Genomic DNA, 15,964 nt, shown 5'->3' with positions numbered 1-15,964 from the left:
ACAAACCCGAAAAATTTGAGTCTGCTCGACTCAAGTTATTATCAATTCTAGCGTTATTGTGGCGTTAGAGCTGCGGATCAGCTGAGTATTGAGCAGAAATAAGCTGTAAGGCTGCCGCCACGGTTTCTTGGCGGATCCGCATCCGATCCCCCGATAGTCGCAGCCGTTTAGCCTCCCGCTGTCCCCTGTAGTCGACCGCTATCCACACGGTTCCAGGAGGCTGTCCGGTTTGTGGATCCGGGTCGGGTCCGGCAACACCGGTTGTTGCTACACCAATATCACAGGGGGTGTCTGTGACGGCGCAGCGCATCCGCACACCGCTCGCCATCTGCAGCGCCACCTGCTCTGCGACCGGCCCCTCAGCTGCGAGCAGCTCCCCCGAGACTCCGAGCAGCTGCTCTTTCAGGCGGGTGTCGTAGGCGATAATACCGCCGGCGAAAACACTGGATGCGCCGGGAACAGAGACCAGCGTTGCAGCTAGCAGGCCGCCGGTTAGGGACTCCGCGGTTGCGAGGCTGTGCCCGGCGGCTGTCAGCTCAGCGATCAGTTTCGCGGCAGCGGGATCCACCTCGGAGACAGGTCTGACGACAGCGGGAGCAGACTCAGGGAGCTCAGGCTGGGTTGACTGCGAGAAAGCGGGGGTTTGGGTGTTAGGCGGTTCCGTCACTCTGGCGCCTGCCTCTAACGTAGCCGATTATGTAGTCGATGCCGCTGATGATGGTCAGCAAAACCGCAACCGTCATGGTGATGATGTTCAGCCAGTTTGACCAGTCGCCGAGGATCTGCTGGTGCGGAATTACCGCGAGCGGAATCGCGATGGACTGCGCAACGGTTTTTAGTTTGCCCAGGATCGCTGCCGCAATCACTGTGTGGTGGGCGGCAACAAGCCGGTGAACTGTGATCCCGATCTCCCGCACGAGCACGATCACGGTGACATACCAGGGCAGCTCGCCGAGGATTGAGAGCGCAACCAGTGCCCCGCCGGTGAGGAACTTGTCGGCGATCGGGTCGAGCAGTTTGCCAAGGTCGGTGATAAGGCCGCGTGACCTGGCGAGGTAGCCATCGAGCGCGTCGGTTGCCATAAACAGGGTGAACAGGATCGCCGCTGCCCACCCCAGCCAGGTCATCTGGCCGTTGTCTGCGATCAGCATCCAAAGCACGAAGGGGGTTGCGAGGATCCGCACAATCGTGATCGCGTTTGGCAGGTTTAGGGCTTCTCGGTTAAACATTTTGTTCTCGCTAGTAGGAGTTATCGTCTCTGCCGGTTAGCTGCCAGGCGTCCTCCGAGGCCTCAGCTTCAACCTCGGGCAGACTGTTTTGATACTGGGCGATCGGGTCGTCATAACTCGGATCACCAAAGCCGTCGTCGTGTTTAGCCGTCACCGCAAACGGGTCAGCATCGACGCCCTGCGCAAACTGCTCGGCGGGAGCCTGCGCCTGTGGCAGGCCGGCCTCGGGTGCCGGCGATGCAGCGTATCCCTGCTGTGAGAGACCGGCGGGCGGTGCTGCGGGCTGCGCCGGTGGCGCGGCGGGGGCTGGCGGATCCTCACCACGCAGTCTCGCGAGGATCTCCGGCAGCTGCTCGGGTGTGACGAGTACGTCACGCGCCTTAGATCCCTCGGACGGGCCAACAATGTCACGTGACTCCATCAGGTCCATTAGCCTACCAGCCTTGGCGAAACCGACACGCAGTTTACGCTGCAGCATTGAGGTGGAGCCGAACTGTGAGTTAACCACCAGCTCGACCGCCGCGAGCAGCACGTCCAGGTCGTCCCCGATGTCGGAGTCGATCTCTTTCTTCTGCGCAACCTGCTCAATATCCTTACGGTACTCGGGGCGAGCCTGCGCTTTCACGTGTTCAACAACACGTTTAATCTCACCCTCGGTTACCCAGGCACCCTGCACGCGAATCGGGTTGCTCGCTCCCATCGGCAAAAACAGCCCGTCACCCTGGCCAATGAGCTTGTCAGCCCCCGCCTGGTCTAGGATCACGCGCGAGTCAGTCACCGATGCAACCGCGAAGGCGAGTCGGCTTGGCACGTTCGCTTTAATCAGGCCGGTAACAACGTCAACGGATGGGCGCTGGGTTGCGAGCACCAGGTGGATTCCGGCCGCGCGGGCGAGCTGTGTGATCCGCACAATCGAGTCTTCTACATCGCGTGGCGCGACCATCATCAGGTCGGCGAGCTCGTCAACTACGGTGAGCAGGTACGGGTACGGTTTTAGTTTGCGCTCACTACCCGGTGGCAACTGGATGGAGCCCTCGCGTACCGCCTTGTTGAAGTCGTCAACGTGCTTGAAGCCGAAGCTTTCAAGGTCGTTGTATCGCATGTCCATTTCTTTCACAACCCACTGCAGCGCCTCGGCGGCTTTCTTCGGGTTGGTGATGATCGGCGTAATCAGGTGCGGCACACCCTGGTAGTTGGTGAGCTCAACCCGCTTCGGATCCACCAGCACCATCCGCACCTCTGCCGGGGTTGCGCGCATCAGCAGGCTTGTGATCATCGAGTTGATGAAGCTTGATTTACCGGAGCCGGTTGAACCGGCAACCAAGAGGTGCGGCATCTTCGCGAGGTTGGCGACAACAAAACCGCCCTCAACGTCTTTGCCGACACCGATTGTCAGCGGGTGCGCGGAGTGCTGCGCCTTGTCGGAGCGGAGCACATCACCGAGCGCAACATTCTCGCGATCCTTGTTCGGGATCTCAATACCGATCGCTTTTTTGCCGGGGATCGGCGAGAGAATACTAACCTCGTTTGAGGCAACGGCGTAGGAGATGTTCTTCGCGAGCGCGGTCACCTTCTCTACCTTGGTGCCGGGGCCAACCGCAACTTCATACTGGGTAACCGTTGGGCCGCGCGAAAAACCAATAACCTTCGCCTCAACCTTAAACTGCTGGAAAACCTCGTCAATCGCCGCAATAATCTCGTCGTTTGCTGCCGTGTGGGTTTTTGCTGGCTCACCCGCTCCAAGAATCTGGGAGCCAGGCAGCGTGTAGCTCGCCGCCTGCACCGCCACATCGTCAGCGCCCGCTGGCTCACTGATCGCGGTTGAGGTGTCGTTGAGCGAGGCGGGACCAAACTGGCCCACGGGGGCGCTGTCGTCGAGCAGACCGGGGGCGGCGGGCAGCGCGGATCCACCCGCTGAACGCCCGAGGGCGGCCTCAGCGCGGTCAAGATCCGCTGTGATATCACCACCCAGCTCACCCGCTGCGGATCCGGGAGCCTCGCCCTCAACCGCTAGCGGGTTATCAAACGGCCGGTCACCTGCATAGTCTGTCGGGGTTGGTTGCAGCAGCTCATTCACACCGTCGATGCCTGGCGCAACCATGTCAGGAGTATCTTCCCGTTCACCGCCCTTGCGCCACCACGGCAGCTGGTCGGTTGGGATGGCACCGGAGTCGGCGAAGGCGTCGGCGTCAAACAGCACGGTTGATTTGCCCTTGCGGCGGCGGTTCTTTCGGCCCCTGCCGCCCGCGTCATCGGCGTCACCGAACAGCGCGCCGGAGTCGCTTGTTTCGAAGTCACCAAACAGGGTGTCGCCGATGTCTGCCCTGCCGCGACGCTTGTCACCGCTGCCCGCCTGCTCACCGACTGCGCCGCCAGCTGTGTCGCCCGCGGCAGCGTCTGCGCTCTGTGACGGCATCCCAAACAGCCACGCCCACGCCTCTTTCAGGCGCGCAAAAATACGGGTCGGCGGGGTTTTTGTGGTGATTAGAATCGCCAAAAAGACGAGCACGCTAAGGATTGGGATGGCACCCCAGACCGTTAGCGGGGTCACCGGCTGACCAAACACCCAGCCGACCAAACCGCCGGCGCGAGCAAGCTCCGGCATTCCCGCTTTCGGCTGCGGACTACCGCCGAGAACGTGCGCTATACCGGCGCTTGAGAACAGGAACAGCGTTAAACCGATTGCGATGCGGCGATTATCGTGCAGGCTTGACGGTTTGTTAAACAGCCACAGCGCAAAGCCGATCAGCAGCACCGGCAGCGCAAACGAAAGCCTACCGAACATACCGCCGAGGCTCCAGGCACTAACCTGTCTAGCCCAGTCCTGCGACAGCAGGAACCACTCGAAAACGATTCCCGCAACACCCAGCAGAAACAGCAGGAACGGGAAACCATCCCGGCGATCGGCGTTATCAAGCTTCTCAACACGAAACGCGCGCGCAACCGCACCAACGCCGTGCGCCATACTCAGCCAGAGGTTTGAGGCAATCTCCCCGGAGTGTGCGCTGTGCGCACCGGTCTCGGGCATCTTGGTGGTTTTTGCGCTCGCGGAAGCGCTGCCCCGAGTCTGCGACCGGGAGCCGGTTTTTGCGTTTCTGCCCTTTTTAGAGCGCGACGAACTAGAAGATGCCATACATATAGGCTACGCGAGGCGGCGGACATTTTGTTCCAGCGGGCGGCGGTGCGCCGAGATTTTCAGTAAAAACTAAACCGTTTTGCTACCGCCCAAGCTTCTTCGCAACCCGCTTCGCCAGCGGCAGCCCCTTGCTCCACAGCAGGTATCCCCTGCCCGGGTAGTCGAACGTGCCAACCAGCTGGTTAAGGTGCTTAGCAAAGCCCTTCTTAAAGGTTGTAACACCTCCTTCAACCAGACCGCCGAAGTCGTAACGGGTTACGCCCTGCTCCCGCATCCACTGAATCACATGCCACTTCAGCGCGTAGTTGGCGCGCAGCCGCTGACCGGTTTCGTTCATGCCCCCGTAGAGTTCGAAGGCAACGCGGCGCGACTTCGCCATAAACAGGAACGCAACCGGTTCATCCTCGTAGTAGCTCGCCCACACGGGTGCGCCGTCACCGAGCAGCGTAAACACGTCCTCGTAGTATGAGTCGGTGCGCAGATCAAAGCCCGCTCGCTCACTCGTGGTCCGGTAAATCTCCAGGCAGCGTCGCAGCTCCTCCAGCGTTTCCACCGGTCTAACGGTTAAACCCGGTTCCCGCTCCGACTTGCGGATGTACTGCCGGTGTTTTTTACTCATCTCACCAAGCAGCTGCTCCGGGGTGTTTCGCAGATCCAGCACGAGCGTCTCCGGTGGCAGCACAGCCTGCGCGGTTTGACGCCACTTCTGCCCCAGCGTTAGCGTGCCCTGCTCCTCGTCAGGCTCGAAGGCGACGGCGATCGCACCCTGCTGCTTCACAACATACTCGGCAATTGCGTCAGCAACGGCGGCGGGGGTTGGATCCGCTGCGAGCTGCTCTGCGTCGACGCAGTCGCGCAGAAACACCGGGCCGCGCGGCGCATACACATAGTCGGCGAGGGGGCCGGGCAGTGGCTTGTGCAAAAGCTGGCAGACCGCGACGGTTTCACCGGTGCCACTGCTAACGATTAGGCGGGTTGCGCCCCAGCCGTATTTCCGTTTCAGTTCACCCCAGCCCCACAGCTGCAGCGGATGCCCGCCAAGCTGGTTAACCAGCCGGTCCCACTCGTTAGCGTCCTGGCAAACGGAGACGCTGAAACGCTGCTCGTCTAAAACCATGAATCTTCCTAGGTCCTTCGGATTTTCTGCTTAATAAAACCAACAATCTCATTCAGCTCCGGCGAGCGCAAAAGCACCAGCAGCGCCAGGTAAACAACCGCGACAACAACGCCCACGAGCAGCAACCCGAGAATCGCGGGCAGGGCGGATCCACCAAGCCACGGACTAAGCAGCTGGGCAATTAACACCCCAACGGCCGCGGCCGGGACAGCAGCGATGACGTAGCGGGCAACGCTTCGGAGGATGCGAGTGCCGTCGATTGAGCCGATTTTGCGCCGCAAAAGCAGCGTTGCGAGCACCGTCTGCACAAGCGTTGCAAGCGACCAGACGAGCGCGAACAGGGCGCCAACATACTCCGGCGGCGCACTAAACAGCAGCAGTGACAGCGCTATCACAATCGCCATCTGCACGGCGGTGAACAAAAACGGGGTGCGGGTGTCACTCAGCGCATAGAACGCGCGCTGCACAATCGACAGGAAACTGTAGGCGGCGAGCGAGATCAGGTACGCCTTTAAGACGAGCGCGAACTGTTCAACCTGCAGCTGTGTTGCGCCGAAATTGATAATCCTGGAAACATACGGAGCACCGGCAAAAGCGGCCCCGGCGGCGAGCACCATAATCAGCGACACCTGCCTCACCGACGCCGAAAAATCGTTGCGGAACTCGCGCAGCTGCCCGCTCTGCCCGAAGTGTGAAAGCCTTGTAAAGTAGGCGGTTGCGAGGGAGATTGCGATAACCGAGTGCGGCATCATAAAGATCAGCCAGACGTTGTTCATCGCGCTGTTTGACGGCCCGACACCGCTGCCGAGCGCCACCACGTTCGACCCGAAATAGCCGCCGATCTGCATAATCACAATCGTCGCCAGCGACCAACCCGCGATCCTGACGGTCTGGCCAAGCCCCATACCGCGCCACGCAAAATCGGGGGTGAAGCGGATCCCCGCCCGCCGCCAAGAAACGAACAGGATCAGCGCCTGCAGCACAACGCCGAGGGTTGCGGTTCCACCGAGCACCGCGACCGCCATCTGGTTCAGATCGTGAATATCGCGCTGACCCTGCGGATCCGCCCCGAAAATCACGATGAACACGACAATGCCGATAATCGCGACAATGTTGTTAACAACCGGTGACCAGGTGAACGGACCGAAAACGCTCTTCGCGTTCAAAACCTCGCCGAGCACCGTGTAGAGGCCGTAGAAAATAATCTGCGGCAGACACCAGTAGGCGAAAGCGGTTGCGAGCGCGAGCTTGTCTGCGTCCCAGGTGACCGCGGTCATCCACACCAGGAACGGTGCGGCGAGCATCGCGATCGCGGTGACAATAAACAGCACCGTGCAGCACATGGTGACGAGCTTGTTAATGTAGCCGCGGCCACCGTCCCGGTTTTGCATCGCCTTCACAATCTGCGGCACCAGCACGGCGTTTAACATACCACCCATTAGCAGGGTGTAGAGCGTGTTCGGCAGCAGGTTAGCGTTGTTGAAAGCGTCAGCGTACTCGGCACCGACCGAGCCGATTGCGGCCGCGAGCAGCGCCGCTTTCACAACACCGAGGACGCGCGACACCATCGTGCCGGACGCCATAACCGTGCTAGCGCGTAACAGTCCCCCAGCCATTCTGGTTAGTCAACCTCAACAATAACCGGAACAATCATTGCGCGGCGGCGCAGCTTCGTGCCAACCCAGCGACCGAGGGTGCGGCGCATAATCTTCTGCAGCCGCTCCTTGTCGCGCTCGCCGTTTAGCAGCGCCTCCTGCACAGCCGACGCGATCTTCGGTTTGATTGTGTCAAACACGTGATCGTCCTCGGCAACGCCCTTCGCGTGCACGTCAGGGCCGGAAACAATCTGGCCGCTCTGTTTAGAGACAACGGTGATAACCGAGATGAAGCCCTCCGAGCCGAGCACACGCCTGTCGTAGAGGTCGTCGTCTGTGACCTTGCCGACACTGGAGCCGTCAACGTAGAGTGAACCAACATCGAGCTGCCCAACAATCTCGGCGAGACCGTCTTTCAGATCAACAACGGTGCCGTTGTGGGCGATAATGGTTCGCTCCGCTGGCAGACCCGTCTCAATCGCGAGGCTCGCGTTTGCAACCAGATGCCGGAACTCGCCGTGAATCGGCATCGCGTTGCGCGGCTGAATAATGTTGTAGCAGTAGAGCAGCTCACCGGCGGCGGCGTGACCGGAGACGTGCACCTTGGCGTTACCCTTGTGCACAACCTTCGCGCCGAGCCGCATCAGCCCGTCAATCACACGGAAAACCGCGTTCTCGTTGCCCGGGATCAGGCTTGACGCGAGAATCACGGTGTCGGATTTGCCGAGCTCAACCTGGTGGTTGCGTTTCGCCATCCGCGACAGCACCGCCATCGGCTCACCCTGTGAACCGGTTGACATGTAAACCAGGTACTGGTCGGGGATGCTCGCCGCGTCTTTCAGGCTGACGAAGATATTGTCCGGCACATCCAGGTAGCCAAGCTCCGCCGCAATACCCATGTTGCGGACCATCGAGCGCCCCAGCAGCACAACCTTGCGGCCGTTCGCAACCGCCGCGTCAAGCACCTGCTGCACCCGGTGTACGTGGCTTGAGAAGCTCGCAACAACCACCTTTCCGCGGGTGCGCGCAATCACCTGCTCAATCACCGGCCCGATATCCTTTTCGAGCGGGGTGAATCCGGGCACGTCAGCGTTGGTGCTGTCCGCCATAAACAGGTCAACGCCCTCCTCACCCAGCCGGGCGAAGGTGCGTAGGTCGGTGATTCTGCCGTCAAGCGGCAGCTGATCCATCTTAAAATCACCGGTTGCAAGCACCAGGCCAGCCCGGGTGCGGATCGCGACAGCCAGCGCGTCAGGGATCGAGTGGTTAACGGCAACGAACTCACAGTCGAACTCGTCAATCTGGACGCGATCACCCTCGCTCACAAAGTGCAGCACCGGGTTAATGCGGTGCTCTTTACACTTCGCGGAAACCAGCGCGAGCGTCAGCTGTGAGCCGTAGAGCGGAATGTTGGCGCGCCGCTTTAACAGGTATGGCACACCGCCGATATGATCCTCGTGGCCGTGGGTTAACACAATGCCGACAATGTCGTTCAGTCGGTCATCGAGCAGGGTTATATCCGGGAGGATCAGGTCAACTCCGGGCTGCTCAACCTCCGGGAAGAGCACACCACAGTCCACGATCAGGAGTTTACCCTGATACTCGAAAACGGTCATGTTGCGGCCGACCTCGCCGAGACCACCGAGCGGGGTGATCCGAAGTGTTTCGGGTGCTAGCTGCGGAGGCAGCACCTCTGTTTCAATATCTGCTGTTTCTGCGCCGATCAACGGCACCTCCTATGTTAAAAATTCGTGTCACAGCAAGCAGTTATGCAGCGCCGGAAAACTAGCGTGTGGTTCCTGCGATCTTCGGCAGGGCACCGCCCGCTGCGGCGTTACGGTCAGGCCGGAAGTTTGAGAAATCAATGCCCGGAAGGTCTTTTACCAGGTCAAGGTCGGCCTCAATTGCTGCTGCCTCCCACTCCTCCGGGCCAACCAGTGGCAGCCGGACGCGAGGGCTTGAGATTCTGCCAAGACCGTGCAGAATATACTTTGCTGAAACCGTGCCCGGAACGTGGGTCATCACGGCTCTCACCAGCGGTTCAAGTTTGCGGTGCATCTGTTGTGCGGTGTGTAGGTCACCGCGGTTCACCGCATCAACTATAACACGGTAGGGCTCAGCAACCAGGTTAGCGGTGACACCGATCAGGCCCGCGGCACCGATTGACAGGTGCGGCAGCACGTTCGCGTCATCGCCCGAGAAGTAGAGCAGATCGGTCTGGTTCAAAACCCGGCTGACCTGACTAAAATCACCCTTCGCGTCCTTCACCGCGAGAATGTTCGGGTGTTTCGCGAGCCGAATAATCGTCTCGTAGGCGATCGGCACACCGGTCCTGCCCGGAATATCGTAGAGAATAACCGGCAGATCGGTTGCGTCAGCGACAAGCCTAAAGTGCGTCAGCAGACCAGCCTGGGTTGGTTTGTTGTAGTACGGGGTGACGATCATCACACCGTCAGCGCCGAGTTTCTCACTGGCGCGGTAGAGCTCAATCGCGTGCGCGGTCTCGTTGGATCCGCCACCGGTGATAATCTTTGCCCGACCGCCAGAAACCGATTTCGCGAGCGACACAAGCTTGAGCTTCTCCGGGTCGGTGAGGGTTGAGGTTTCACCGGTTGTGCCGGTTACAACAATGCCGTCTGCGCCGTTTGAGATGCACCTGTCGATGTGACGCTCGGTCGCCTCCCAGTCAACCTCTCCGGCGCTGTCAAACGGTGTCACAAGCGCCACAAGAACCTGCCCGAACGGGTTTTCTTTGCTGCTCAGTTCTGTAGTTCCCACGGTATCAACCTTACCGCCGCTGCCAGCTGGAGAAGCTGAACGGCACTCCAGTGCGCGACTTATATTGTTTGCTCTGCCAGGTTTTTTGCCAGGCACTCTCCGGAAGCTGCGGTGCAAAAGTGTCTGCGTTTGCAACTTCCAGTTGAAAGTCTGTTATCACCGCGGTGTCGGCGTGCGTCACTGCCTCACGATACAGCTGCCCGCCGCCGATAACCCACACCGGGGTGTCGTCCACGGCGGCCAGCGCCTCAGCCAGTGAGCCGCACACCCTCGCATCGGGGTGGGGCGGATCCGCCAGCTGCCGTGACACAATCAGGTTCGTGCGATTTGGCAGTGGACGAAACTTTACCGGCAGTGACTCCCAGGTGCGGCGCCCCATAATCACCGGCATCCCGCTTGTCACCCGTTGAAACCAGCGCAGATCCTCGGGCACGTGCCAGGGCATCTGGCCCTGATAGCCGATCGCACCGGGCCTCCCGTCGCAGCTGCCCTGCGCCCAAATAACGCCGAGCCTCGCGGGAGCGGGCCTGGGCAGCGACTCAAGCTCTGTTTGAAAATCAAGCACCATCCGCAAACCTGCTTAAACAGCAACGGGCGCTTTAATGCCGGGGTGGTGCTGGTAGTTAACGAGCGTGAAGTCGGTAATCTCGTAGTCAAACAGCGAGTCACAGTCTGCAATATCAATGCCCGGGTAGGGGTATGGATCCCGCTCCAGCTGCGTCTTTACCTGTTCGACGTGGTTGTCGTAGATGTGGCAGTCACCGCCCGTCCAAATAAACTCGCCCGGCTCAAGCCCCAGCTGTTTTGCGATCATCAGCGTCAGCAGTGAGTAGCTCGCGATGTTGAACGGCACACCGAGAAAGAGATCCGCTGAGCGCTGATAGAGCTGGCAGGAGAGTTTCCCGTCGGCAACATAAAACTGGAAGAAGGCGTGGCAGGGCGCGAGCGCCATTTTGCCGAGGTCGGCAACATTCCAGGCGGAGACAATGTGGCGGCGCGAATCCGGATCCGCCCTGAGGTTTTTTAGCAGCTCACTGATCTGGTCGATGTGGCCGCCGTCCGGTGTTGGCCAGCTGCGCCACTGCACCCCGTAGACGGGACCGAGCTCGCCGTTTTCGTCCGCCCACTCATCCCAGATAGTGACACCGTTCTCGGTGAGGTAGCGGGTGTTTGAGTCGCCGCGCAAGAACCACAAAAGCTCGGCGACAACGGATTTGAAGTGCACCCGCTTGGTTGTGATCAGCGGGAAACTGTCGGCGAGGTTGAAGCGGATTTGGCGACCAAACACACTGCGTGTGCCCGTCCCGGTGCGATCGTCTTTAGCGGTTCCGGTCTCTAAAACCTCTCGCAGCAGATCTTCGTAGGGTGTCGGTACTGATTCAGTCATAGCATTTAATTCTAGCTCAGGATTACCTGGGTTAACACAGCGAGCGGGCTGGCTAAGAGACGACAACGGGGCACCCAGCAGTGAGTGCCCCGTCGCGTCAGTGGGATTTGTCAGCGGCTAGGCGCCTACCCCTCAAGCCCGTCATCGAAAACGGTTACGGTCTGGGTGTCGTCACCGCGCTTCAACGTTTGACCGCGGAAGAAGCCCGGCGCAACCTTCGCCTGCACGAGCATCAGCACAACACCGATCAGCATCACGGTCAGGCCGAGCACGAACACGAGGCCAACACCGAACACCTGGCTGCCGGAGCCGAACTCCGGGTCGATGCTGTCAACGATGGTCTGCACGAACACAATAATCAGCACAACGCCGCCGATACCCGGCAGAATAACCTTGTTGAGCGCAGCGCCAATGCCCTGCTTAAACGCGGTTGTGCGGAAGTACCAGGCGCTTGAGAGCGCTGTGAAACCGTAGTAGAAGCACACCATAATACCCAGTGAGGTGATGGTGTCCCAGAGCACGTCCTCGCTGATGAAGCGCATAATCGCGTAGAACACTGACGCAACAATCGATGAGGCAAGCAGTGCCACATAAGGGGACTTGTACTTCGGGTGGATCTTCTTCAGGCTCTGCGGCAGCGCACCGTAGTGGGACATCGCCAGCAGGGTACGGGCCGGTGAGATCGCGGTTGAGTTAATGGACGCCATCGCCGACACCAGAATCGCAACGAACAGCACAATCGCAAACGGTCCCATAACCGGGTGCGCAAGCGCCGCAAACACGTTCTCCTGAATGTCTGGGTTGTTAAGACCGGTTGGGCCGTCACCGATTCCGGCGAACGCGACGGTTGCGGTTGCGGTCAGAACGTAGAGGCAGACAATCAGCAGCACCAGCACAATCGAGGCCTTGCTCGCGGTTGACATGCGGCCGCGTGACTCTTTTGTCTCCTCACCCATTGTCAAAACGGTGTCCCAGCCCCAGTACACGAAGATGGAAACGGCGATACCCGCGGCGAAGGCGCTGAAGCTGTCAACCTCGAACGGGTTGAACCATGACAGCTCAGGGGTGAGAGCCTCGGTGTTGTTTGGATTCGCGGATCCAATAAACATGGCAACGATGAACCACACCAGCGCAAAGAACTGGAAGATCACGGTTGCGTACTGGAAAACCTTGGTGGATGTCATACCGCGGTAAGAGATCCAGGTGGCGAGCAGCATAAAGCCGAGACACACCGCAATGTTAATAAAGACGTTCTCTGACAGCGACGCAATCTCGGCGTTACCGGCAATCTCCGCGATCACCTGGAAGAGGAACTCAACGGCGATACCCGCGAGGTTTGAGAGCACCAGCACGGTTGCCGCGATCAGACCCCAGCCGGTCATCCAGCCGATCCACGGACCAAAGGCGCGGGTCGCCCAGGTGAAGGAGGTTCCGGAGTCAGGCATTGCGTCGTTCAGGGCACGGTAGCCGAGCGCAACCAGCAGCATCGGGATGAAGCCCATCAGGAAGATCGCCGGGGTTTGCAAACCCACCTCGCTCGCTGCCGGCCCAACAGCCGCCGTCAGCGTGTAGGCGGGCGCACAAACAGAGAAACCAACCACAATCGCGCCAAATACACCGATCGTTCCCTTACCGAGGCCTTTACGGCTCATACCGGTTACGGAATCCAGCGCTCGCGTTGGAGGATTTATGTTAGACATAAAGCTCTTTCTATCTGGGACAAATCGCTTCCCAGGAGAGCCCCTGGGCGAGGGCGCATCCGTGCACCCAGCGGTCTAGCGATAACTATATTACGCCTGTGGTCAAGAGCTCATCGAGAGAAGCGGCAAAGATGGGTGCCGGATCCACAAAAGCGATTAAAATACCGCATTATATTCAAGATTCACCACCCGCAAGCATGCAAATTCGAATTAAATACGGCACTAGCTGCTCTGCGCTTTTTCTTCCTGCTGTGCCAGTTTGATGGCGCGGCGGATCGCGGCTCTCGCCCCAGCGTTGTTTCCTGCGGCGCGGCGCATAATCCCCAGCCGCTGCCAGGCACGCCAAGATTCAGGATCCGCGTGTACAGCATCCTCGAACTGCGGCAGCACCTCCAGCACCTCAGCGCGGTTCGGCCGGCCGCTCGCGTCCGTTGAAACCAGACCGCTCGGCAGCTCCCCCTCGGCGGCGAGCCGGTTGGTGAGCTTGGTTCCCTGGAACCCAAACCACATCTCCCGCACCAGACCCCAAACCGCGATCAACGAGATCACAACCAGCGACAGCGCCATAATCACGCCGACGGGGCCGCCGCTGGCAGACAGGAACACGGCGCGGTAGATAACGGCGCCAATATACACCGCGAGGATAACGCTTAAAAGCGTCGCCCCGATCGCGGCCAGTCTGGGATACTTCACAGTTTGAAACCTAAAACTCTTTCAAGCCCAACAGTTAACGGTTCGTCGGTTGACGCTAACCATTCTAGCGCCGCAGCAAGCCCGGCGCGGTAGCTGTCAGCCGACTGGGTGCGGTGCACAATCTCCAGACTCTCCCCGACGCCGCCGAAACGCACCTCCTGCTGCGCAACCACCCCCGCGCTTCGCAGTGAGTGGATCTGCACACCCCCGTGCTGTTCGCCGCGGGCCCGCTGCTCAGCAAACGGCGGGGTGAAGGTTGCTGCCTCACCGATTAACTCCGCGGTGCGAACCGCTGTGCCGGACGGGGAGTCAATCTTTCCAGCGTGGTGTGACTCAATGATCTCGGCGGTTTGGAAGTACGGCGCCGCGAGCTTTGCAAACAGCGTAGCAAACTGCGAGGCCAGCGAGAAGTTGGGGACGATAAGCACGCGGGCTGCCGGATCCGCCCCGCCAGCAAGCTGTTTAGCGAGGCCAGCGATTTTATCCTCGCTCCAGCCACTTGTACCAACCAGCACTCGCTGCCCGCGCCCAACCGCATCGGCGACCAGCCCGGCTGAAACCTCCGGGGTTGTGACATCAACCAAAATATCGCAGTCGGCAAACTCGTCCTGCCTGCTCGCGCTGCCGAGCCTGCCGCTTAGTTCGAAGCCGTCAAGCGCCTCAACAACCTCGCAGACAACCCCGCCGAGCCTGCCAGAAGCACCCGCAACAGCAACCCTCACAGCCATCCCGATATCCCCCTTTTTTAATGCTTGCTAATGCTCGTTAATTCTCGTTAATGCTCACTATCTTAGCTGCGCGTCCGCGAAAACGCGCCGCGAGCTGCAAAAACAGCCGCAGATCAGAGGCCGGTTTTTGCCGCCGCGCCAACCACCACGAGCGACTGCGGGCGCGATACAAGGTCGCTCGCGAGCGCCACAATATCGGCCTTGGTGACCTTTTCTAGCCTTTCCAGCGAAGCGTCAATGTCCCAGAGTTCACCCTGGGTTAGTTCCGCCCTCGCGAGCCTCGCCATCCGCGTCTCCGAGTCCTCCAGCGCGAGCGCGGACGATCCCGCCAGCTGCCCGAGCGCGCGGCTCAGCTCCTCGTCACTGATCTCGGTTGTTGCGAGCTTCGCCAGCTCGTCACGCATCAGCCCCACAACCTGCTCTGCCTTCTCGGGCGCACAACCGGCGTACATGCCGAAAACACCGCTGTCGGAATAGCTGGTGCCAAAAGCGTAGGTGCTGTAGGCGAGACCGCGTTTTTCCCGGATCTCCTGGAACAGCCTGCTAGACATGCCACCGCCCAAAATCGAGTTCATCAGCGCAAAACTAAACCGGTTCTCATCGCCGATTATCAGTCCCGGCGAGCCAAGCAGCACGTGCACCTGCTCACTCTCCCGCTGCACAACCGCGCGCTCGGCGGTTGTAACCTCGGCGACCGTTCCGACGGTGCGGCGAGGCACCGGATCCGCCGACGAATCAAGACCCCACCTGTCAGAGGTTGTTTTCAGCGCCTCGGTGACAAGCTCAACAAGCTCCTCGTGCGCCACTCCCCCGGCCGCGGTGATCACAATCGAGTTTGCGCCGTAGTGGTTTTGGTAGTGCTGCCAGACGTCGTCGCGCCGCGCACCGCGAATCAACTCGGGTGTGCCGCCGATCGGCCTGCCAAGCGGGTGATCGCCCAAAACGGCGCTGAACAGCTGTTCGTGGGCAACATCCGCGAGATCGTCGGCCGCCATCGCCAACTCCTCCAGGATCACACCCCGCTCTGTCTCAAACTCCCCCGCGTCAATCACGCTGCTGTAAACCATGTCGCTTAACAGCTTCACAGCCTGCGGCAAGTCACTGTCTCGCACCTTGGCGTGGTAGCAGGTGTATTCTTTCGCGGTCAGCGCGTTATTGTCGGCGCCGATACGGTCAAAGCCCTCGGCGATCTCGTAGGCGCTGCGGGTTGCTGTTCCCTTAAACAGCAGGTGCTCTAAAAAGTGGGTGGATCCGAGGCTCGCCGGCGCTGCCGCGCTCACCGCCTGTTCATCCCGGGATCCCACACCAACCCAGAAACCGATTGTGACGCTGCGCGCGCCGGGGAGCTGCTCTGTCAGGATCCGCAAACCATTGGGAAGCAGTGTGCGCTTAATAACCGAGCCGTTAAGTTCGTACTGAAACTCTGCGTCTAGGAAAGGGATCTTAATCGGTTCTGTCATGCCTTCAACTTTACACTGGGTAAACCCGGCAGTTAAATAGCGTTCAGCCGGGAGGTCAGGGTGTGACTTCCCGGCTGAGCTAGCCAGCTGCCGCTGGTTTAGGGTTTATTTAGACTGCGTTGTGAACTGCCTTTTAGGCGG

Annotated in this window: 13 protein-coding genes; all 13 read right to left on the bottom strand. The window is 60.0% G+C overall.

Annotated elements, in window-relative coordinates:
• Positions 1-64: 64 nt before the first annotated feature.
• Positions 65-667 (bottom strand): CinA family protein, encoded by a 603-nt coding sequence (locus tag EII30_RS00220; protein WP_370266754.1) that lies wholly within the window; start codon positions 665-667, stop codon positions 65-67.
• Positions 651-1,229, bottom strand: coding sequence for a CDP-diacylglycerol--glycerol-3-phosphate 3-phosphatidyltransferase (gene pgsA / locus EII30_RS00215; RefSeq protein WP_124885325.1), 579 nt, complete (start codon positions 1,227-1,229; stop codon positions 651-653). Before pgsA ends, EII30_RS00220 begins: the two co-directional genes overlap by 17 nt.
• 10 nt (positions 1,230-1,239) lie before the next feature.
• Entirely contained in the window at positions 1,240-4,362 is a 3,123-nt protein-coding gene (locus tag EII30_RS00210) for a DNA translocase FtsK (RefSeq protein ID WP_233569213.1), read from the bottom strand.
• An 85-nt stretch (positions 4,363-4,447) separates the two neighbouring features.
• On the bottom strand, positions 4,448-5,482 hold the full coding sequence (locus EII30_RS00205) for a peptidoglycan bridge formation glycyltransferase FemA/FemB family protein (protein WP_124885324.1): 1,035 nt from the start codon (positions 5,480-5,482) through the stop codon (positions 4,448-4,450).
• An 8-nt stretch (positions 5,483-5,490) separates the two neighbouring features.
• The gene (gene murJ / locus EII30_RS00200; RefSeq protein WP_124885323.1) at positions 5,491-7,098 is read right to left on the bottom strand and encodes a murein biosynthesis integral membrane protein MurJ; all 1,608 of its coding nucleotides are present in this window, start codon (positions 7,096-7,098) and stop codon (positions 5,491-5,493) included.
• Between the two features lie 5 nt (positions 7,099-7,103).
• Positions 7,104-8,780 carry a ribonuclease J gene (locus tag EII30_RS00195; RefSeq protein WP_255409807.1) on the bottom strand — a complete coding sequence of 559 codons (1,677 nt, stop codon included), beginning with the start codon at positions 8,778-8,780 and terminating at the stop codon, positions 7,104-7,106.
• An 82-nt stretch (positions 8,781-8,862) separates the two neighbouring features.
• Positions 8,863-9,840 carry a 4-hydroxy-tetrahydrodipicolinate synthase gene (dapA, locus tag EII30_RS00190; protein ID WP_124885467.1) on the bottom strand — a complete coding sequence of 326 codons (978 nt, stop codon included), beginning with the start codon at positions 9,838-9,840 and terminating at the stop codon, positions 8,863-8,865.
• 25 nt (positions 9,841-9,865) lie between these two features.
• Positions 9,866-10,423, bottom strand: coding sequence for a dihydrofolate reductase (locus tag EII30_RS00185; protein ID WP_124885322.1), 558 nt, complete (start codon positions 10,421-10,423; stop codon positions 9,866-9,868).
• A gap of 12 nt (positions 10,424-10,435) precedes the next feature.
• Complete coding sequence (locus EII30_RS00180) at positions 10,436-11,242, bottom strand: thymidylate synthase (RefSeq protein ID WP_124885321.1); 807 nt, start codon at positions 11,240-11,242, stop codon at positions 10,436-10,438.
• Between the two features lie 125 nt (positions 11,243-11,367).
• On the bottom strand, positions 11,368-12,942 hold the full coding sequence (locus EII30_RS00175; protein WP_124885320.1) for an APC family permease: 1,575 nt from the start codon (positions 12,940-12,942) through the stop codon (positions 11,368-11,370).
• 222 nt (positions 12,943-13,164) lie between these two features.
• Positions 13,165-13,635: a hypothetical protein gene (locus EII30_RS00170; protein WP_124885319.1), complete on the bottom strand. Its 471-nt coding sequence runs from the start codon at positions 13,633-13,635 to the stop codon at positions 13,165-13,167.
• Entirely contained in the window at positions 13,632-14,363 is a 732-nt protein-coding gene (dapB, locus tag EII30_RS00165; RefSeq protein ID WP_124885318.1) for a 4-hydroxy-tetrahydrodipicolinate reductase, read from the bottom strand. The genes EII30_RS00170 and dapB overlap by 4 nt, the downstream gene beginning before the upstream one ends.
• Before the next feature lie 113 nt (positions 14,364-14,476).
• Positions 14,477-15,823: a pitrilysin family protein gene (locus EII30_RS00160; RefSeq protein ID WP_124885317.1), complete on the bottom strand. Its 1,347-nt coding sequence runs from the start codon at positions 15,821-15,823 to the stop codon at positions 14,477-14,479.
• Between the last annotated feature and the right edge of the window lie 141 nt (positions 15,824-15,964).

This window comes from Leucobacter sp. OH1287 (genome assembly GCF_003859945.1).
Lineage (GTDB): Bacteria > Actinomycetota > Actinomycetes > Actinomycetales > Microbacteriaceae > Canibacter.
Note: the sequence above shows the minus strand (reverse complement) of the source record. Positions and strands in the feature narration are given on the sequence as shown.